Below are 17967 nucleotides of genomic sequence, written 5' to 3'. Positions count from 1 at the left end.
GGCCGGACGAGAACGCCGGCGTCGCAAACGTCTGTACTCTACCTCTGCTGCAAGCTAGCACCCCGTAGTCGCTACGAGGCAAAGAGAAGCACCGCCCCCTAGAATGCGAGCGAATACTGACCGCCGAGGACCCAGATGTTGCCTTCGTATTCGCCGGTAACACGACCGCGCGGGATCGTGCCGCCGTTCTGATTGTTGTCGATCTTGCTGTCGCGCACGTAGAGATACGCAACGCCGAGATCGAGACGCGAGGCTTTCGAGGGCAACCATTGCGCGCCGAACGTAAACCAGACACGGTCATTGTCAGGCAGAGAAGTCAGCCGAGTCGCAGCGTGCTTGACCGGGGCTTGGTCGTACGCGATGCCGTATTTCAGGTTCCAGGCATCGTTCAGGTGATAGGTGGCTCCGAGTGCCACCCGCCAGGTATCTCGAAAGTCCGTGTCCAATCTCTGCGCGGTGGCCCCGTTCTGCAAGCCGGAAGTACGCATGATGTCGACCTTCGGGATCGAACTCCAGCCCGTCCACGATACGTCGCCCAACATGTCCCAGCGCTCGTTCACCTTCTGGGTGACGCTCATGATGAAGGTATCTGGAACCGTGAGCTTGGCCGACAGGTCGCTCTGCCCCCCCGCCGCCAGCAATGCTGGCAACGTGGCGTTACCAGCGGTCGAGCCGTCACTCGCAAGCTTGACGTCACCCTCGGTCCGGTACTTGATACGTGAGCGGTACGACAAGCCTACCTTCGTGATCGGTGATAGCGTAAAGAGCACGCCTGCGTTCCATCCCCAGGCGCCGTCCTCGATGTTCATCGTCGACTTAACGTGCGAAGTACCGGCTGTCGTGCCTACGAGGCGGACATACTCAGCTTCGAGTTTTTGCCAATTGACGCCGAAGCCCAGCGACACTCTCTCGTTCACTCGATAAGCGAGCGACGGATTGATGTTGATCGTCTTGATCTCGAATTTCGTAGACTGTGCCGCGCCGAGCCAGCGGTCGTCGTATTCGGTCTTGAGCCCAAAGGGAGCGCCGATCCCGATTCCGACATAAAGATCCTTGGTCAAACCCCAGGACGCGTAGCCATTCGGAATCGCGGCCCATCCGCCAGCATCGCCTCCGTCGCCTGTGCCGGCAAGCGAGCCGGCATTCGAGCCTCGGTCATGGAACGTGTAGCTCGGCTTCACAGCGGCAAGCCCCAGCGAGACCTCGCGCGCTTGGAGTTGAGTCATTCCAGCCGGGTTGAAGTAAATCGTGCTGGCGTTCTCGGCAACCGCGGCCGACCCGGCGTAAGCGTTACCGATCCCGCTCGCCGTCTGTTCCATGAGCTGAAAACCGGAGGCTCCTGCACTCGTGGAAAGCGCGAACAGAACAACGGAGGAAACTGATCGAGGGGATACTCGCGGTGCCATGAAGACTCCTTCAAACGCCGGTGTGAAAAAGGTTGTAAAACGGGGTGACCGAAGTGCAAAAGCATGTGGGATTCTAAAGTGATGGGAACAGCCGCCGCGCCTTCCCTCTTCTTCTGCGATGGGGCTTGACCGCCGTCTGTTGGATAATTGCAACATTCGTTTACTCCATCCCCGACACGCCATCGAAGGTTGTTCGCCTCTTGCCATAACCCTCTCTACAGGGTACTTCCCAGCCTCTCCCGATGGCCGCTTTGAACTCGCAGGCCATCGCGTGTCAGACACTTGACCGACCTCGACGTTCTTCGTTACAAGCCTTTTGCGGTGGGCTATGGCAACGAGGCATACTTGCACTTCATAGGATTTCCTCTTATTGCCATGCGCGGATCTTCGCGGCGTTCTTCCGATTACCCTCCCGTTGATGCGAAGGGAGACGTCCATGCTTGGCAAACGCTTCGCACACTGTTGCCGTATCTCTGGCAGTACAAATGGCGGGTATTGCTCGCCCTTTCCTGCCTGGTAGGAGCCAAGGTTGCCAACGTCGCGGTGCCGATGGTATTCAAGGCTCTCATCGACAGTCTGGCACCCTCCGCAGCGGCGCTCATTCTTCCTGTCTCATTGCTGGCTTTGTACGGCGCCCTGAGATTTTCAACGTCCTTATTCACAGAGCTTCGGGAGATTCTTTTTGCGCGTGTAACGCAGCGCGCCGTGCGGCACGTTGCGCTGCAGGTCTTCCGGCATCTCCACGCCCTTTCCTTGCGGTTTCACCTTGAGCGCCAGACAGGCGGCGTATCGCGGGATATCGAACGAGGGACCCGCTCGATTTCGAGCTTGATCAGCTATTCGCTGTATTCCGTTTTGCCAACGTTGGTGGAAATATCGCTCGTACTTGGCATTCTCTTCACCAAGTACGACAGCGGTTTCGTGCTGATCACGCTTGCGTCGTTGCTGGCGTACATCCTCTTTACGATCAAAGTCAGCAACTGGCGAATCGGACTGCGGCGGGCCGTGAACGAGACCGATTCTGCGGCGAATACGCAGGCGATCGACAGCCTGATCAACTACGAGACGGTGAAGTATTTCAACAATGAAGATTACGAGACACGTCGCTACGATTCCCATCTGCAACGCTGGGAAGACGCGGCAACGCGAAGCCAAGTCTCGCTGTCATGGCTCAACCTGGGGCAGCAAATCATTATTGCTGCCGGCGTAACGGCGATGATGTGGCGTGCTTCGGCTGGGGTCGTGGATGGACGAATGACGATCGGCGACCTCGTGCTCGTCAACGCCTTCCTCATTCAGTTATACATTCCGCTCGGTTTCCTGGGTGTCGTTTATCGGGAGATCCGGCAGTCGCTGGCCGACATCGAGCGCATGTTTGACCTGCTCGCCGTCAATCGGGAGATCAGCGACGCACCCAACGCCTCAGCCTTGGAACGCGGCCCGGTTGAAGTCTCGTTCGACAATGTCGAATTCTCCTACGACCCGAAACGAAAGATTCTTCGCGGCATCACTTTCGCCATCCCAGCAGGCCGCACGGTGGCCGTGGTCGGCGAATCGGGCTCCGGCAAGTCTACGCTGGCGCGTTTGCTTTATCGGTTCTACGACGTCGATCGAGGAAGTATTCGAATCAACGGGCACGATCTCCGCGATTTGACTCAAGCAAGCCTACGCGAGGCGATCGCCATCGTTCCGCAGGACACCGTGCTGTTCAACGACACGATCTTGCAGAACATCAATTACGGACGGCCCGGCGCTTCCAGGACCGAGGTGGAGGCAGCGGCCGATGCGGCCCACCTTTCTGCCTTCGTCGAGCGGCTTCCAGAACGGTTTGCCACGCGCGTAGGGGAGCGCGGCCTCAAGCTTTCCGGTGGGGAAAAGCAGCGCGTGGCAATTGCCCGTGCCCTGCTCAAGAATCCACCGCTGCTGATCTTCGACGAGGCGACCTCGGCCTTGGACTCAAAGACCGAAAAGGCGATACAAGCCAGCCTGGAAGAAGCGGCTCAAGGCCGCACGACGCTCGTCATCGCGCATCGCTTGTCTACCGTGATGAACGCGGACGAGATATTGGTTATGGATGACGGGCGCATCGTTGAACGCGGTTCCCACTCTAGGCTGCTGGGGCTCAAAGGCCGTTACGCGCAAATGTGGGCTCTGCAACAGCAGCAGGACGAGGAGGCCGAACGCGAAACCGTAGAGGCGCTCCTGTAGCACGTCTGCAACGCAATCGCATAAGGAGGGGCGCGCATCACCGCCTGCGATCCTCAATTTCCGTTGCAAAACATAATCCATCGATACAAAAAAGCCAGGCTCCTGGCCTGGCTTTTTTCTAGTCTGCAAAGAAACGCGCTTACGCTGCCGCTGCTTCCTCTGCTGGTGCAGCAGGCTGATCCAACAATTCGACAAACGCCATCGGCGCGTTGTCGCCATCTCTGAACCCACACTTCAGAATGCGGAGGTATCCGCCATTCCGCGTGGCGTAGCGCGGCCCGAGTTCATTGAACAATTTGACAACGATATCCCGATCGCGCAGGCGGTCAAACGCCAAGCGGCGATTGGCAACACTCGGCTTCTTGCCAAGCGTGATCATCGGCTCAACCGCACGACGCAATTCCTTAGCCTTCGGCAGGGTCGTCTTGATCGTCTCATGGCGCAGCAACGAGACCGTCATGTTGCGAAGCATTGCCAAGCGGTGCGAGCTCGTGCGATTTAACTTACGGAGACCCAAACGGTGACGCATATTAAATTCCTTCCTGTTCTTGTCCGGGCAGCTTACTTGTCGAGACCGGCCGGTGGCCAGTTCTCGAGTTTCATGCCCAAGGTCAGGCCGCGAGCAGCCAGCACTTCCTTGATTTCGTTAAGCGACTTGCGACCAAGATTCGGAGTCTTGAGCAACTCGTTTTCCGTCCGCTGAATCAAATCGCCGATGTAATAAATATTCTCGGCCTTGAGGCAGTTTGCCGAACGCACCGTAAGTTCCAGATCGTCCACCGGCCGCAACAACAGCGGGTCGACCTGAACCGCCTTCTGATGCTCGATCGGAAGCGCGGTCCCCTCGAGGTCGGCGAAAACCGACAGTTGCTCCATCAGGATACGTGCCGCCGTGCGGATCGCCTCTTCCGGCTCAATCACACCGTTCGTTTCGATCTCCATGATCAACTTATCGAGATCGGTACGTTGCTCGACGCGTGCGCTTTCCACGAAATAGCTGACGCGGCGCACCGGGCTGAAGGAAGCGTCCAGAACGAGCTTCCCGATGCTCTTCGCGCCGTCGCCGAGCTGTCGCAGGTTGCCAGGAACATATCCACGCCCCTTTTCAACCTTCACCTCCATCGCCAGCTTACCGCCGGTCGAGAGATGCGCGATGACATGATCCGGGTTGATGATTTCAACGTCGTGAGATACGACGATGTCACCAGCGCGAACGACTCCTTCACCCTCTTTCGTAAGCTGCAGAACCGCTTCCTCACGGTTGTGCAACTTGAAAACGACGCCTTTCAAATTCAGCATGATGTCGACGACATCTTCCTGCACGCCGTCAATCGTCGAGTACTCGTGCAATACGCCGTCGATCGTTACTTCGGTCGCTGCGAATCCGGGCATCGACGACAGAAGGATACGCCGCAAAGCGTTGCCCAGTGTGTGCCCATAACCACGCTCGAAAGGCTCCATTACCACTTTGGCGTGCACAGGCGACAAACTCTGTACTTCAATAATCCGCGGTTTCAATAGTCCACTGCTTTGCATGTCTTGTCCTTTGCCTGTTTCGGTCAAGCGGAGCCGCGATTACTTCGAGTAAAGCTCGATCACGAGGCTTTCGTTGATCGTCGACGACAGCTCACTCCGCTCCGGACGGGCCTTATAGGTTCCCTTGGCCGCCTTAGCATCGACCTCAACCCATTCCGGGAATCCACGCGACTCTGCCGCCGCCAGCGCCGCCTTGACACGCAACTGGTTCTTCGCCTTCTCGGCTACCTCAATCACATCCCCGGGGCGAACCTGGTATGACGGAATGTTTACTCGACGTCCGTTGACCAGAATGGCGTTATGCCGAACAACTTGGCGCGACTCGGCGCGCGAAGCAGCAAAACCCATCCGATATGCAACCGTATCGAGCCGCGACTCTAGCAACTGCAACAGGTTCTCGCCTGTCACTCCTTTGCGCCGATCAGCCTCTTTGTAAACTTTGCGGAACTGCCCTTCCAGAACGCCGTAGATGCGGCGAATCTTCTGCTTCTCGCGCAAATGGACACCATAGTCCGAAAGACGCTGCCCTGATTTCTGCCCATGCTGACCAGGAGCGTATGACCGGCGCTCGATCGCGCACTTGTCGGTGAAGCACTTTTCACCCTTTAGGAACAGCTTCTCGCCTTCGCGGCGGCACTGGCGGCATTTAGGATCAAGATTACGAGCCACTTGTATTTCTCCTTAAATCCGACGCTTCTTGGGCGGACGGCAGCCGTTGTGCGGAATCGGCGTCACGTCCGTAATCGCCGTGATTTTCATTCCGAGCGCATTGAGCGCACGAACCGACGACTCACGGCCAGGCCCCGGGCCCTTGATCCGCACTTCGAGGTTCTTCACTCCGCATTCCACCGCGAGCTTTCCGGCTGCCTCGGCGGCAACCTGAGCAGCGAACGGCGTACTTTTACGCGAACCCTTGAACCCGGCACCGCCCGAAGTCGCCCAAGACAACGCATTACCTTGGCGGTCCGTAATCGTGATGATCGTGTTGTTGAAGGAAGCGTGAATGTGCGCAATGCCTTCTGCAACGTTCTTTTTGACTTTCTTCCGTACTTTAACGGCGGTCTTAGCCATGATCGGTCCTCTTATTTCTTACCGGCAATGGCCTTACGCGGCCCTTTGCGCGTACGAGCGTTGGTCCGCGTACGCTGACCACGAACCGGAAGTCCTTTGCGGTGACGCAGTCCCCGGTAGCAACCCAAGTCCATCAGGCGCTTAATGCTCATCGTCACTTCACGCCGCAAGTCACCTTCCACAGTGAACTTCGCGACTTGGTCGCGCAACCGATCCATCTCGGCCTCGGTGAGATCTTTCACCTTGGTCGAACGCTGGACGCCAACCGCGTCACAGATCTTTTGCGCGCGGCTGCGCCCAATCCCATAAATCGCCGTCAGTGCGATTTCGGCATGCTGGTGGTTGGGTATGTTTACCCCTGCAATGCGGGCCATCGAATTACCCCAAATTATGCGAAACTTACAATTATATCTTCAACCAACCGACGACTCAACAAGCTCGTCGGCGATCAACCCTGGCGTTGTTTGTGACGCGGATCAGAACAGATCACACGCACAATCCCGTGACGCCGAATAATCTTGCAGTTGCGGCAGATGCGCTTAACAGATGCCAGCACTTTCATAATTCACTCCTGACTTATTTTGGCGTCCGGCGCAGCCAGCCTTCCGCCGATATCATTCTCTGCGTAGAGATGAGATTCCTTACTTGGCTCGGAATACGATTCGCGCCCGACTAAGGTCATACGGGGTTAATTGAACCGTCACTTTGTCACCAGGGAGAATTCGGATGTAGTGCATCCGCATTTTCCCCGAGATGAATCCAAGCACCACATGGCCGTTTTCCAGCTTTACTCGGAACGTCGCGTTGGGAAGGTTCTCGAGGACCTCGCCCTGCATTTCGATCAAGTCTTCCTTGGCCATCCTATTTCGCCGCCAACCCTGAACCTTTGAAATTCGCCTTTTTCAGAAGTCCTTCATACTGGTGCGACATCGCATACGCTTGAACCTGCGTCATGAAGTCCATGGTCACAACCACGATAATCAACAACGACGTTCCACCAAAGTAGAAGGGCACATTCCATTTCAAAATCAAAAACTCGGGCAACAGGCAAACTATCGTTATGTAGGCGGCACCCACCAGCGTCAGCCGCATCAAAATTTTGTCGATATACCGCGCCGTTTGCTCTCCCGGGCGAATACCTGGGACGAAAGCACCACTTTTCTTCAAGTTATCGGCAGTTTCCTTTGAATTGAAAACAAGTGCCGTGTAAAAGAAACAGAAGAAAATGATTGCTGCCGCGTAGAGCATCACATAAATCGGTTGCCCCGGCGAAAGCGCACCCGCGATGTCCTTCAACCAGCGCATCGAGTCTCCGGCGCTGAACCATCCCGCAATAGTTGCCGGGAAAAGGATGATCGACGATGCAAAAATTGGGGGAATCACTCCCGACATGTTGAGCTTCAACGGCAAATGCGAACTCTGGCCACCGTAAATCTTGTTCCCAACCTGCCGCTTCGCGTAATTAACCAGGATCTTTCGCTGCCCTCGTTCCACAAACACCACAAACGCCGTGACCGCAGCGACCAAAATGGTGATGAACAAAGCGGTAAGCGGATGCATCGCCCCCGTCCGCACCAGTTCCAATAGTCCGGCAATCGCGTTTGGCAAGCCGGCAGCAATACCCGAAAAGATGATGATCGAGATACCGTTTCCGAGGCCCCGTTCGGTAATCTGCTCCCCAAGCCACATGAGGAACATCGTGCCGGTCAGTAACGTTGTCACGGTCACGAAACGGAACATCAGACCTGGCTCAGGAACAAGCCCGGGCTGCGACTCGACAGCGATCGCAATCCCGATTCCCTGGAATAGCGCCAAAAGCACCGTTCCGTAGCGGGTATATTGCGTAATCTTGCGCCGGCCCGCCTCGCCTTCCTTCTTTAATGCTTCAAGCTGGGGGCTAGCATGCGTCATCAACTGCATAATGATTGACGACGATATGTACGGCATGATCCCGAGCGCAAATATCGTGAACCGCTTCAACGCGCCGCCGGAAAACATATTAAACATACCGAGGATTCCGCCTTGCTGCCGGCTGAACAAATCAGCGAGCACTTGCGGATCGATACCCGGCACAGGAATATGCGTCCCGATACGGTAGACGATCAGCGCACCCACCAGAAAAAGTAGGCGGCGCTTCAAATCGCCGTACTTTCCGCCTTTGCTGACCTGACGTGGATTAGTTGCCAAGAAACGTCACCGTGTATCTATTGAACTTTATTCGACGACGCTACCGCCGGCCGCTTCAATCGCCGCTTTCGCGCCTTTTGTCGCTCCGACGCCCTTAAGCGTCACCTTCCGCTTCAGTTCCCCGGACAGGATGACCTTTGCGGACAACGCATGCTGAGAAACCAGATTCGCTTGCATTAGGGTCAGCAGGTCGATTTCGTCCACTGGCAAGTCATTGATTTCCGACAAGCGAACTTCCGCATTGCGACCGTCGGTCAACGACACGAAACCGCGCTTGGGCAACCGTCTCTGCAGCGGCATTTGCCCGCCCTCGAAACCAACCTTATGGAACCCGCCGGCGCGAGACTTTTGGCCTTTATGACCGCGTCCTGCCGTTTTCCCGAGACCGGACCCAATACCCCGACCAACGCGTCGTTTTGCCTTCTTCGCGCCTTCAGAGGGTTGTATCGCATTCAGCTTCATCTGACTTAGCCCTCGCACTTCAGAAGGTACGAAACCTTATTGATCATCCCACGCACAGCCGGTGTGTCCACCAACTCCGCGCTGCTGTTCAAACGGCGGAGCCCCAGCCCCTTGACAGTCGCTCGATGCGACTGCTTCGTGCCGATCAGACTCTTGATCAGCGTGACTTTGACTTTCTTGTCAGCCATGACTTACCCCAGGATCTCTTCGACCGATTTGCCGCGCTTAGCTGCCACTTCGGAAGGCGTGCTCATCGCTTGCAGCCCGTTGATTGTCGCCCGTACGATGTTGTATGGATTAGTGGACCCGTGGGCCTTAGCGACGACGTTCGTCATCCCCATGACATCGAATACAGCGCGCATCGCACCACCGGCAATAACGCCCGTACCTTCGGGCGCAGGCTGCATCATGACAACCGACGCGCCATGCCGACCGATCACCGTGTGATGCAGCGTACCGTTCTTCAGGCTGATCCGAACCATCTTCCGGCGAGCCTCTTCCATCGCCTTTTGCACGGCGACTGGAACTTCGCGCGACTTGCCTTTCCCCATACCGATCCGACCATCACCATCCCCGACCACCGTCAGCGCGGCGAACCCGAGAATTCGGCCGCCCTTCACGACTTTCGTCACACGGTTGATGGAGATCATCTTCTCGCGCATGCCATCGTCCGGCTTGTCGGCTTGCTGCGGTTTCCTGCTTTGCGGTTTCGCCATTACTTACTCCAATTCTTCTGCTAGGCCGGTCAGAACTTCAGGCCTGCTTCGCGCGCCGCCTCAGCAAGCGCCTTGATGCGACCGTGATACTGATAGCCGCTACGGTCGAAGGCAACTTGCTCAATACCAGCCTTCTTCGCGCGCTCGGCGATCAGCTTTCCGATTGCCGCCGCCGCATCCGTATTGCCGCCGTTGGTCAGACCCTTCCGAATCTCAGGCTCTAGCGAAGAAGCCGCCGCCAAAACTTTGGACCCGCAGGAGGAAAAAACTTGCGCGTAAATATGAAGATTGGTGCGATGTACCGACAAGCGCACAGCCTTCAACTCGGCAATCTTGGCCCGGGTTTTACGGGCTCTGCGCAACCGCGCCTCGTTCTTGTCAATCATTTATCCACCCTTACTTCTTCTTCGTTTCCTTGAGGACAATCACCTCATCAGCGTACCGGACCCCTTTCCCTTTGTACGGCTCCGGCTTGCGATAGGCACGAATTTCGGCAGCGACTTGGCCAACTTGCTGCTTGTCGACACCCTTGATGATGATCTCAGTCTGCGTTGGCGTTTCACACTTGATCCCCGCCGGCATCTTATGCACTACCGGGTGCGAGAAACCGAGCGTCAGGTTCAGCGTATCGCCTTGCGCTTGAGCACGATAACCCACGCCGACCAACGTCAGCTTGCGCTCGAAGCCCTTGCTAACACCAGCAACCATATTGGCGACGATGGCGCGGACTGTCCCCGACAGAGCATCAGAGTTAGCAGCCCCTTCAACGGCCTTGCAAACAAGAGCGCCGCCCTCCTTCTCAACCACAACAGCAGGGTTCGGCGTCAACTTTATTGTTCCCAAGGGGCCCTTGACGGCGATGGAATCTGCCCCAATTGCGACATCAACACCTTGCGGAAGAACAATCGGATTTTTAGCAACTCGCGACATAGCTTCCCCTTACGCCACGATGCACAACACTTCGCCACCGATGTTGCTGGCGCGAGCCTTGCGGTCAGTCATTACACCTTTGGGAGTCGACACGATCGCCACTCCAAGGCCGTTCATAACGCGGGGAATATCCCCGGCGCCCTTATAGATTCGCAAGCCAGGCTTCGACACGCGGTCGATACGCTCAATGACCGGGCGCCCAGCATAGTACTTAAGCTCGATCTCCAGCGTCGGTTTTCCATCGTTCTCGCGAACAGCGAAGTCCTCAACGTAACCCTCATCCTTGAGCACCTTTACGATGGCGACTTTAACTTTCGAAGACGGCATCGATACAGAGGCTTTGCTCGCCAACTGGGCATTGCGGATACGGGTCAGCATGTCGCTGATCGGATCGCTCATACTCATATCGTTTTCTCCTGCTTACCAGCTAGCCTTGATCATGCCAGGCACCTCGCCGCGCATAACGAAATCACGCAGCTTGCTTCGGCCCAAGCCGAACTTCCGAAAAACACCCCGCGGACGACCGGTAAGCTTGCAGCGGTTGCGCAGACGAACAGGGCTCGAATTACGCGGCAGCTCCTGAATCTTCAATCGCGCCTCGAAACGCTCTTCTTCGGACCGGTTCACATCGTTAACTACTGCGAACAGTTCGGCACGCTTCGTGGCGTATTTCTCTACAGTCTTGCGCCGCTTGTCGTTGCGGTTAATCAGTGCAAGTTTCGCCATTTTTGCCTCAGTTCTTGAACGGGAATTTGAACGCGGCCAAAAGCGCACGCGCTTCTTCGTCTGTCTTCGCGGTAGTCGTGATGCTGATGTTCATACCACGCAACGCGTCAATCTTGTCGTACTCGATTTCCGGGAAAATGATCTGTTCCTTGACGCCCATGTTGTAGTTCCCACGGCCATCAAATCCCTTGCCGGAGACACCACGGAAGTCACGCACCCGCGGCAGAGCGACCGTCACCAAACGATCGAGGAACTCGAACATATGCGGCCCCCTGAGCGTAACCATGCAGCCAATCGGGTAACCGTCGCGAATCTTAAAACCGGCAATCGACTTTCGCGACTTCGTGACCACGGGCTTCTGCCCAGCTATCTTCGTCATATCGCCAACGGCAAAGTCGAGAACTTTCTTATCAGCCACCGCTTCGCCCACGCCCATGTTTAGCGTGATCTTGGTGATGCGAGGAACCTCCATGTTCGACTTGTAGCCGAACTTCTCGGTTAACTCCTTTACCACCGAATTTTTGTAGTAATCCAACAAACGCGCCATGATCGTTCCGCTCCTTATGCCCCAACCACTTCGCCGTTCGACTTAAAGACGCGCACTTTCGTACCATCTTCAAGCAGCTTGAAGCCGACGCGATCCGCCTTCTTGGCTCCTGCGTTGTACAACGCCACGTTGGAAATATGCAGCGGCATATCTTTATCCACCACACCGCCGACCACTCCCTTGACGGGGTTTGGCTTGACATGCTTCTTCACTCGGTTAACGCCCTCGACCACAATTCGGTCAGCGCTAACGCGCCGCACCACCGTGCCGCGCTTGCCCTTGTCCTTGCCCGCGATGATGATTACTTCATCGCCTTTACGAATCTTGTCCATAGCCGCCCCTTACAGCACTTCCGGCGCCAGCGACACGATCTTCATGAACCGCTCGCTGCGCAACTCGCGCGTCACCGGCCCGAAGATACGCGTACCAATCGGCTCCAACTTGTTATTTAGGAGAACCGCCGCGTTCGTGTCAAAGCGAACCTGCGACCCATCAGGGCGGCGAATGCCTTTTGCCGTACGAACGACAACGGCGTTATACACATCGCCTTTCTTTACCCGCCCCCTGGGCGCCGCGTCCTTGATGCTTACCTTAATGACATCACCAACGCTGGCGTAGCGGCGCTTGGAGCCGCCCAGCACTTTGATACACATCACCGAACGCGCGCCGGTATTGTCGGCGACGTCCAGAACCGTCTGCATCTGAATCATCTATCTCTCCAACTTGCCCCGCTAGCGCGGTCAGTCTTGGAACCCGTACGGGAGAAACGCCCAGCCAAAGAAAGCTGGGCGCGAAAAGCCGAGGATTATAACCTCTTTTCAGGAAAACGCAAGCTTTCCTAGATTGCAACAGCCTTTTGCAACAACTTCGTGACAACCCACGCCTTGCTTTTGGATATTGGACGGGATTCCTGAATCTCGACCAAGTCGCCAGCTTTCGCTTCGTTGCCTTCGTTATGCGCGTGGTATTTTGTCGACCGGACGATAATTTTGTCATACATCGGATGCTTGACGCGCCGTTCGATGAGAACGGTGACCGTCTTATCCATCTTGTCACTTACCACGCGGCCAATCAGCGTACGCTTGTTCGCTGTTTCGCTCATTTCTGCACCGCCTTTTCACGAAGAAGGGTACGTACCCGAGCGATATCCCGACGCACCTTGCCCATTTGACTGTGGTTGCTCAATTGTTGCGTCGCATGCTGCATCCGCAGGCTGAATTGAGCTTTTAGCAAATCCAGCAGTTCCTTATTCAGGTCCTCGACGCTTTTTGCTCTGAGTTCACTGGCTTTCATAATCAACCCACCATCCGCGTAACGAAAGTCGTCGGAATCGGGAGCTTGGCAGCAGCGAGCGCAAAAGCTTCGCGAGCAAGCCCTTCTTCGACGCCGTCCATCTCATAGAGCACCTTACCGGGCTGAATCTCGGCCACATAGTATTCCGGATTTCCTTTCCCGTTCCCCATGCGAACCTCAGCGGGCTTCTTCGAGATGGGTTTGTCCGGGAAAATTCGGATCCAAATACGGCCACCACGCTTGATATGCCGTGTCATCGCCCGCCGCGCCGCCTCGATTTGCCGCGCCGTCAGTCGGCCCCGACCAGTCGCCTTCAAACCATATTCGCCAAAGCTCACTTTGGCGCCCCGCGTCGCCAGACCGGTGTTCCGGCCTTTTTGCTCCTTGCGGTATTTCCTTCTAGTTGGCTGCAGCATCAGTCGTTCCTGCCTTTCTTACTCGTTTTGCCGGCGCTTTGGCCTCCGGCGCGGCTTCGCCCGTTACCGGGGGCTGCTCAGACGTCCTTGCGGCGCGACCTCTACCTTTGTCGCCCTCCTCGCCGGCTGTCCTACTGCGCCGCGGCTTACGCGCTTGTTCTTCGGTCGGAGCGCCTTCTGGTACCACAGCCGGCTGCTCGTTACGGTTGAGCACTTCACCTTTGAAGACCCATACCTTGACGCCGATGATGCCGTACGTCGTCAACGCTTCGGACGTGGCGTAGTCGATATCCGCACGCATTGTATGGAGCGGCACGCGCCCTTCCCGATACCACTCGCGACGCGCGATTTCTGCGCCGTTCAACCGCCCAGAGCTCATGATCTTGATGCCCTGCGCCCCGAGGCGCATTGCATTCTGCATCGCCCGCTTCATCGCACGACGGAACATAATGCGCTTTTCGAGCTGTTGCGTAATCGAATCCGCGATCAGTTGCGCATCCAACTCCGGCTTCCGGATTTCCTCGATGCTGACATGGACCGGAACGCCCATGATCTTTTGCAAAGCCGAGCGCAGATTGTCGATCTCCTCGCCCTTCTTACCAATCACCACACCGGGGCGGGCCGAAAACACCGTAACGCGCGCGTTCTTGGCCGGGCGCTCGATCAACACACGCCCCACCGAGGCATGCTTCAATTTTGCTTTTAGATAGTCACGAACCTTCACGTCCTCATTGAGCATTCCCGAGAACGTCTTGCTGTTGGCGTACCAACGCGATGACCAATCGCGCGTAACCGCCAAGCGAAAACCGGTCGGATGAATCTTCTGTCCCATTGTTATTCCTCAGTTCCCGACGGTAAGGAAAATATGGCATGTCGGCTTGACGATACGATTGCCGCGTCCCTTCGCCCGCGCGGTAAACCGCTTGAGCACCATGCCCTTTTCGACAAAGATGGTTTTCACCTTCAACTCGTCGATGTCGGCACCATCGTTGTGCTCAGCATTGGCGATCGCCGATTCGAGAACCTTTTTGATGATCCCAGCGCCCTTTTTGGGGCTGAACGTCAGGATGTTGAGCGCTTTGTCAACAGGCAAGCCGCGGATCTGATCGGCTACCAAGCGACCTTTTTGGTCGGACAGCCGAACACCGCGCAAAATAGCACGAGTTTCCATATGCATTCCTCTACTTCTTCGCCTTTTTACCGGCGGTATGACCCTTGAAAGTCCGGGTCAAGGAAAACTCGCCGAGTTTATGGCCGACCATGTTTTCGGTCACGTACACCGGGATATGCTGCTTGCCGTTATGCACTGCGATCGTCAAACCGACAAAGTCCGGCAGCACCGTCGAACGACGCGACCAAGTCTTTATCGGTCGCTTGTCACTGGTCGCTCGCACGGCCTCAACTTTTTTGATCAAGTGGGCATCGACAAACGGGCCCTTTTTGATAGAACGTCCCATATTCTCTATCCTATCCCTTAGCGTTTGTGACGGCGCTGAACGATCATCGAAGTCGTGCGCTTGTTGCTGCGGGTACGGTAACCCTTCGTTTTGGTACCCCACGGGCTAACCGGGTCCATACCGGCGGCCGTTCTGCCCTCACCACCGCCGTGGGGGTGATCCACCGGGTTCATAACAACGCCGCGAACCGTCGGACGAATCCCGCGCCACCGATTCGCACCGGCCTTGCCTATGGAGCGTAGGCTGTGCTCTTCATTACCCACTTCACCGATCGTGGCGCGGCACTCGACGTGAACACGCCGAATCTCGCCTGAACGCAAGCGCACCTGAGCATAAACGCCCTCACGCGCCAACAACTGCGCGGAGGTGCCTGCCGAGCGCGCCAACTGTGCGCCCTTGCCAGGAATCATTTCGATGCAGTGAATCGTCGTACCCACCGGAATATTGCGGATGGGCAACGCATTTCCCAACTTAATCGGCGCTTCCGAGCCGCTGATGATCTGCTGCCCGACGACCAGGCCTTTCGGAGCAATCATGTAGCGACGCTCGCCGTCCGCATAACAAAGCAATGCAATGTTCGCAGTCCGATTCGGGTCGTACTCCAGACGCTCAACCTTGGCCGGAATACCGTCCTTGTTCCGCTTGAAATCGACGATCCGGTAATGCTGCTTATGCCCACCGCCCTGGTGACGGGTAGTCACATGCCCATTGTTGTTCCGTCCAGCCTTCTTCGACTGGGATTCGACGAGCGCCGTAAACGGAGCTCCTTTATGTAATGCCGAGTTGACAACCTTTACGACGGCACGGCGGCCAGGCGATGTCGGTTTAACCTTAACGAGTGCCATTATGCGGCCCCTCCTTCGACAAAATTGATCTCCTGACCAGCCTTCAACCGGACATAGGCTTTTTTCCAGCCTTTCCGGCTACCCATATAGCGGCCAAACCGCTTCTGCTTGCCCTTCACATTAGCGACCTGAACCGACTCGACCGTCACTTTGAAAAGCAACTCCACAGCTGCTTTCACTTCCGGCTTGGTCGCATCTGACGCAACGCGGAAAACGACTTGCTCGTTCTTGTCCGCCACGAACGTCGCCTTCTCGGAGATCTGCGGCGCAAGCAGCACTTGCATCAATCGTTCTTGATTCATCCCAGAATCTCCTCAAGCTTTGCCAGCGCACTCTTCGTCATCAGCACTTTGGGAAAACGAATGAGCGAAACCGGATCGGCCTCATTTACTTCCAACACCAGCACGTTCGGCAGATTGCGTGACGCCAGATAAACATTCTCGTCGAGGCTGTCAGTAATCACGAGCACCGATTCGTACCCCATGCCCTTGATCTTCTGCGCGAACAGTTTGGTTTTCGGCGCATCGACCGATATACCGTCAACCACGGCCAATCGATCCTCGCGCGCGAGCTGGGAGAGAATGGACGCCATGCCGGCGCGATACATCTTCTTGTTTAGCTTCTGACTGAAGTTCTCTTCAGGCGAGTTCGGGAAAATTCGACCACCACCGCGCCACAACGGCGAGGAGGACATACCTGCACGAGCCCGGCCCGTACCCTTCTGACGGAACGGCTTGGCTGTCGTGTGGCTAACTTGAGCGCGATCTTTCTGAGCGCGGTTGCCGCTACGAGCATTCGCCTGATAAGCCACCACCACCTGGTGAATCAACGCCTCGTTGTATTCACGCCCGAATAGCACATCGGAAGCTTGCAAGCGGCTCGCTTCCTGGCCTTGTTCGTTAATTAGCTTGAGTTCCATTACGCCCCCGCCTTCACCGCCGGATGGACAACCAAATCCGACCCCTTGGAACCGGGCACGGCGCCTTTGACCAGCAGCAGCTGCCGCTCAACATCGACCCGAATCACCTCGAGATTCTGTTGGGTACGCTTAACATCGCCCAGATGACCTGCCATTCGCTTACCAGGGAATACACGCCCCGGATCCTGGTTCATACCAATCGAACCAGGCGCATTGTGCGACACCGAGTTGCCGTGGGATGCGCGCTGCGAGCTGAAGTGATGGCGCTTGATGCCGCCCTGAAAACCTTTACCGATTGTCTGCCCAGTCACATCCACCTTTTGCCCGACGGCAAAAATCGAGACACTGACTTGGTCACCCGGTTTCAGATTAACGAGATCTTCTGCAGCAACCGAAAACTCTTTGAGGATACTCCCGGCCTCAACCCCAGCCTTGGCCAAATGACCAGCGAGGGATTTATTGACACGGGAAGCGCGGCGTTTTCCGAACGCCACCTGAACAGCGGCGTAGCCGTCGGTATCAGGCGTTTTGATTTGGGTCACACGATTGTTCGACACATCGAGCACTGTCACCGGAACGGACACACCGTCATCGGTAAAAATGCGCGTCATGCCGACCTTGCGCCCAACAAGGCCTAGACTCATGATTTATTCTCCTCTAGCCGGCTACGATTGGCCGGCGAGCGCTAAAATCAAATGGGCGACGTCAACGACGCCACCCGGCGAAAGGCGGGGATTATATCCGCCACCCCTTGGTTACTGCAACTTAATTTCCACGTCGACCCCAGCCGGCAGGTCGAGCTTCATCAACGCATCGACCGTCTTGTCTGTCGGGTCGATGATGTCCATCAAGCGCAAATGCGTCCGAATTTCGAACTGATCGCGCGACGTCTTGTTGACGTGCGGCGAGCGCAGAACGTCGAAACGCTGGATGCGCGTCGGCAACGGAACCGGACCACGAACCACTGCGCCCGTCCTCTTCGCCGTTTCGACGATTTCCAGCGCCGATTGATCGATGAGCCGGTAATCGAACGCTTTCAATCGGATTCTGATTTTCTGGTTTTGCATGTTGTTTTCCAAAGAGCGATGAGGCGGGATGCTACCCGCCTCTAGGTTGGGATCTACTCGATGATTTTGGCGACGACGCCGGCGCCGACGGTACGACCGCCTTCACGGATGGCGAAACGCAAGCCTTCTTCCATGGCGATCGGGGCAATCAGCTTCACCGTCATCTGCACGTTGTCTCCCG

Annotated in this window: 32 protein-coding genes; 1 reads left to right on the top strand and 31 read right to left on the bottom strand. The window is 56.4% G+C overall.

From position 1 onward, the window contains the following. Positions 1-98: 98 nt before the first annotated feature. A complete protein-coding gene (locus tag NZ453_RS08015) occupies positions 99-1406 on the bottom strand; it encodes an OmpP1/FadL family transporter (RefSeq protein ID WP_263769983.1) in 1308 nt (435 codons plus the stop codon). A gap of 375 nt (positions 1407-1781) precedes the next feature. Here NZ453_RS08015 and NZ453_RS08010 point away from each other — a divergent pair, with 375 nt between their 5' ends. Further along, complete coding sequence (locus NZ453_RS08010; protein ID WP_263769982.1) at positions 1782-3614, top strand: ABCB family ABC transporter ATP-binding protein/permease; 1833 nt, start codon at positions 1782-1784, stop codon at positions 3612-3614. Between the two features lie 139 nt (positions 3615-3753). Here the strand turns inward: NZ453_RS08010 and rplQ are convergent, their stop codons facing one another. The 30 genes from rplQ to NZ453_RS07860 form a co-directional block, all read right to left on the bottom strand. Next, positions 3754-4143, bottom strand: coding sequence for a 50S ribosomal protein L17 (gene rplQ / locus NZ453_RS08005; RefSeq protein ID WP_263769981.1), 390 nt, complete (start codon positions 4141-4143; stop codon positions 3754-3756). A gap of 32 nt (positions 4144-4175) precedes the next feature. Next, positions 4176-5150, bottom strand: a complete 975-nt coding sequence (locus NZ453_RS08000) for a DNA-directed RNA polymerase subunit alpha (RefSeq protein WP_263769980.1) — start codon at positions 5148-5150, stop codon at positions 4176-4178. A gap of 39 nt (positions 5151-5189) precedes the next feature. Further along, positions 5190-5819 carry a 30S ribosomal protein S4 gene (gene rpsD, locus NZ453_RS07995; RefSeq protein WP_263769978.1) on the bottom strand — a complete coding sequence of 210 codons (630 nt, stop codon included), beginning with the start codon at positions 5817-5819 and terminating at the stop codon, positions 5190-5192. Between the two features lie 12 nt (positions 5820-5831). Then, positions 5832-6221: a 30S ribosomal protein S11 gene (rpsK, locus tag NZ453_RS07990; RefSeq protein ID WP_263769977.1), complete on the bottom strand. Its 390-nt coding sequence runs from the start codon at positions 6219-6221 to the stop codon at positions 5832-5834. Positions 6222-6232: 11 nt separating this feature from the next. Continuing rightward, positions 6233-6595 (bottom strand): 30S ribosomal protein S13, encoded by a 363-nt coding sequence (gene rpsM, locus NZ453_RS07985; protein WP_263769976.1) that lies wholly within the window; start codon positions 6593-6595, stop codon positions 6233-6235. A 74-nt stretch (positions 6596-6669) separates the two neighbouring features. Beyond that, entirely contained in the window at positions 6670-6783 is a 114-nt protein-coding gene (gene rpmJ, locus NZ453_RS07980; RefSeq protein WP_263769975.1) for a 50S ribosomal protein L36, read from the bottom strand. 79 nt (positions 6784-6862) lie between these two features. Continuing rightward, positions 6863-7081, bottom strand: a complete 219-nt coding sequence (infA, locus tag NZ453_RS07975) for a translation initiation factor IF-1 (RefSeq protein WP_263769974.1) — start codon at positions 7079-7081, stop codon at positions 6863-6865. Position 7082: 1 nt separating this feature from the next. Then, entirely contained in the window at positions 7083-8408 is a 1326-nt protein-coding gene (gene secY, locus NZ453_RS07970) for a preprotein translocase subunit SecY (RefSeq protein ID WP_263769973.1), read from the bottom strand. 27 nt (positions 8409-8435) lie between these two features. Then, on the bottom strand, positions 8436-8870 hold the full coding sequence (gene rplO, locus NZ453_RS07965) for a 50S ribosomal protein L15 (RefSeq protein WP_263769972.1): 435 nt from the start codon (positions 8868-8870) through the stop codon (positions 8436-8438). A gap of 5 nt (positions 8871-8875) precedes the next feature. Beyond that, a complete protein-coding gene (gene rpmD / locus NZ453_RS07960) occupies positions 8876-9058 on the bottom strand; it encodes a 50S ribosomal protein L30 (protein WP_263769971.1) in 183 nt (60 codons plus the stop codon). A 3-nt stretch (positions 9059-9061) separates the two neighbouring features. Beyond that, positions 9062-9586, bottom strand: coding sequence for a 30S ribosomal protein S5 (gene rpsE / locus NZ453_RS07955; protein WP_263769970.1), 525 nt, complete (start codon positions 9584-9586; stop codon positions 9062-9064). A 29-nt stretch (positions 9587-9615) separates the two neighbouring features. Continuing rightward, positions 9616-9969: a 50S ribosomal protein L18 gene (gene rplR / locus NZ453_RS07950; RefSeq protein ID WP_263770258.1), complete on the bottom strand. Its 354-nt coding sequence runs from the start codon at positions 9967-9969 to the stop codon at positions 9616-9618. Positions 9970-9982: 13 nt separating this feature from the next. After that, the gene (gene rplF / locus NZ453_RS07945; protein ID WP_263769969.1) at positions 9983-10516 is read right to left on the bottom strand and encodes a 50S ribosomal protein L6; all 534 of its coding nucleotides are present in this window, start codon (positions 10514-10516) and stop codon (positions 9983-9985) included. Between the two features lie 9 nt (positions 10517-10525). Beyond that, positions 10526-10921: a 30S ribosomal protein S8 gene (gene rpsH, locus NZ453_RS07940; protein WP_263769968.1), complete on the bottom strand. Its 396-nt coding sequence runs from the start codon at positions 10919-10921 to the stop codon at positions 10526-10528. Positions 10922-10936: 15 nt separating this feature from the next. Next, a complete protein-coding gene (rpsN, locus tag NZ453_RS07935) occupies positions 10937-11242 on the bottom strand; it encodes a 30S ribosomal protein S14 (RefSeq protein WP_263769967.1) in 306 nt (101 codons plus the stop codon). Between the two features lie 7 nt (positions 11243-11249). Continuing rightward, the gene (gene rplE, locus NZ453_RS07930) at positions 11250-11789 is read right to left on the bottom strand and encodes a 50S ribosomal protein L5 (protein WP_263769966.1); all 540 of its coding nucleotides are present in this window, start codon (positions 11787-11789) and stop codon (positions 11250-11252) included. 14 nt (positions 11790-11803) lie between these two features. After that, positions 11804-12121, bottom strand: a complete 318-nt coding sequence (gene rplX, locus NZ453_RS07925) for a 50S ribosomal protein L24 (protein ID WP_263769965.1) — start codon at positions 12119-12121, stop codon at positions 11804-11806. Between the two features lie 9 nt (positions 12122-12130). Continuing rightward, positions 12131-12499, bottom strand: a complete 369-nt coding sequence (gene rplN / locus NZ453_RS07920) for a 50S ribosomal protein L14 (protein ID WP_263769963.1) — start codon at positions 12497-12499, stop codon at positions 12131-12133. Positions 12500-12627: 128 nt separating this feature from the next. Beyond that, entirely contained in the window at positions 12628-12891 is a 264-nt protein-coding gene (gene rpsQ, locus NZ453_RS07915) for a 30S ribosomal protein S17 (RefSeq protein ID WP_263769962.1), read from the bottom strand. Then, entirely contained in the window at positions 12888-13082 is a 195-nt protein-coding gene (rpmC, locus tag NZ453_RS07910; protein WP_263769961.1) for a 50S ribosomal protein L29, read from the bottom strand. Before rpmC ends, rpsQ begins: the two co-directional genes overlap by 4 nt. Before the next feature lie 2 nt (positions 13083-13084). Then, a complete protein-coding gene (rplP, locus tag NZ453_RS07905; protein ID WP_263769960.1) occupies positions 13085-13498 on the bottom strand; it encodes a 50S ribosomal protein L16 in 414 nt (137 codons plus the stop codon). Further along, a complete protein-coding gene (gene rpsC, locus NZ453_RS07900) occupies positions 13482-14330 on the bottom strand; it encodes a 30S ribosomal protein S3 (protein ID WP_263769959.1) in 849 nt (282 codons plus the stop codon). The genes rplP and rpsC overlap by 17 nt, the downstream gene beginning before the upstream one ends. Positions 14331-14339: 9 nt before the next feature. After that, positions 14340-14669: a 50S ribosomal protein L22 gene (rplV, locus tag NZ453_RS07895; protein WP_263769958.1), complete on the bottom strand. Its 330-nt coding sequence runs from the start codon at positions 14667-14669 to the stop codon at positions 14340-14342. A gap of 10 nt (positions 14670-14679) precedes the next feature. Further along, complete coding sequence (rpsS, locus tag NZ453_RS07890; RefSeq protein WP_263769957.1) at positions 14680-14955, bottom strand: 30S ribosomal protein S19; 276 nt, start codon at positions 14953-14955, stop codon at positions 14680-14682. A 17-nt stretch (positions 14956-14972) separates the two neighbouring features. Next, entirely contained in the window at positions 14973-15800 is an 828-nt protein-coding gene (rplB, locus tag NZ453_RS07885) for a 50S ribosomal protein L2 (RefSeq protein ID WP_263769956.1), read from the bottom strand. Next, positions 15800-16102, bottom strand: coding sequence for a 50S ribosomal protein L23 (gene rplW, locus NZ453_RS07880; protein ID WP_263769955.1), 303 nt, complete (start codon positions 16100-16102; stop codon positions 15800-15802). Before rplW ends, rplB begins: the two co-directional genes overlap by 1 nt. Continuing rightward, entirely contained in the window at positions 16099-16719 is a 621-nt protein-coding gene (gene rplD, locus NZ453_RS07875; protein WP_263769954.1) for a 50S ribosomal protein L4, read from the bottom strand. Before rplD ends, rplW begins: the two co-directional genes overlap by 4 nt. Continuing rightward, on the bottom strand, positions 16719-17363 hold the full coding sequence (gene rplC / locus NZ453_RS07870; protein ID WP_263769953.1) for a 50S ribosomal protein L3: 645 nt from the start codon (positions 17361-17363) through the stop codon (positions 16719-16721). The genes rplD and rplC overlap by 1 nt, the downstream gene beginning before the upstream one ends. A gap of 111 nt (positions 17364-17474) precedes the next feature. Beyond that, the gene (gene rpsJ, locus NZ453_RS07865) at positions 17475-17786 is read right to left on the bottom strand and encodes a 30S ribosomal protein S10 (protein WP_091940319.1); all 312 of its coding nucleotides are present in this window, start codon (positions 17784-17786) and stop codon (positions 17475-17477) included. A 53-nt stretch (positions 17787-17839) separates the two neighbouring features. Continuing rightward, positions 17840-17967, bottom strand: a 128-nt coding sequence (locus NZ453_RS07860; protein WP_476746951.1) for an EF-Tu C-terminal domain-related protein, incomplete at its 5' end; no start/stop codon positions are given.

Source organism: Propionivibrio soli, assembly GCF_025770765.1.
GTDB classification, from domain to species: domain Bacteria; phylum Pseudomonadota; class Gammaproteobacteria; order Burkholderiales; family Rhodocyclaceae; genus Propionivibrio; species Propionivibrio soli.
The sequence above is the reverse complement of the archived record's forward strand: the minus strand, read 5'-3'. Positions and strand labels throughout refer to the sequence as shown.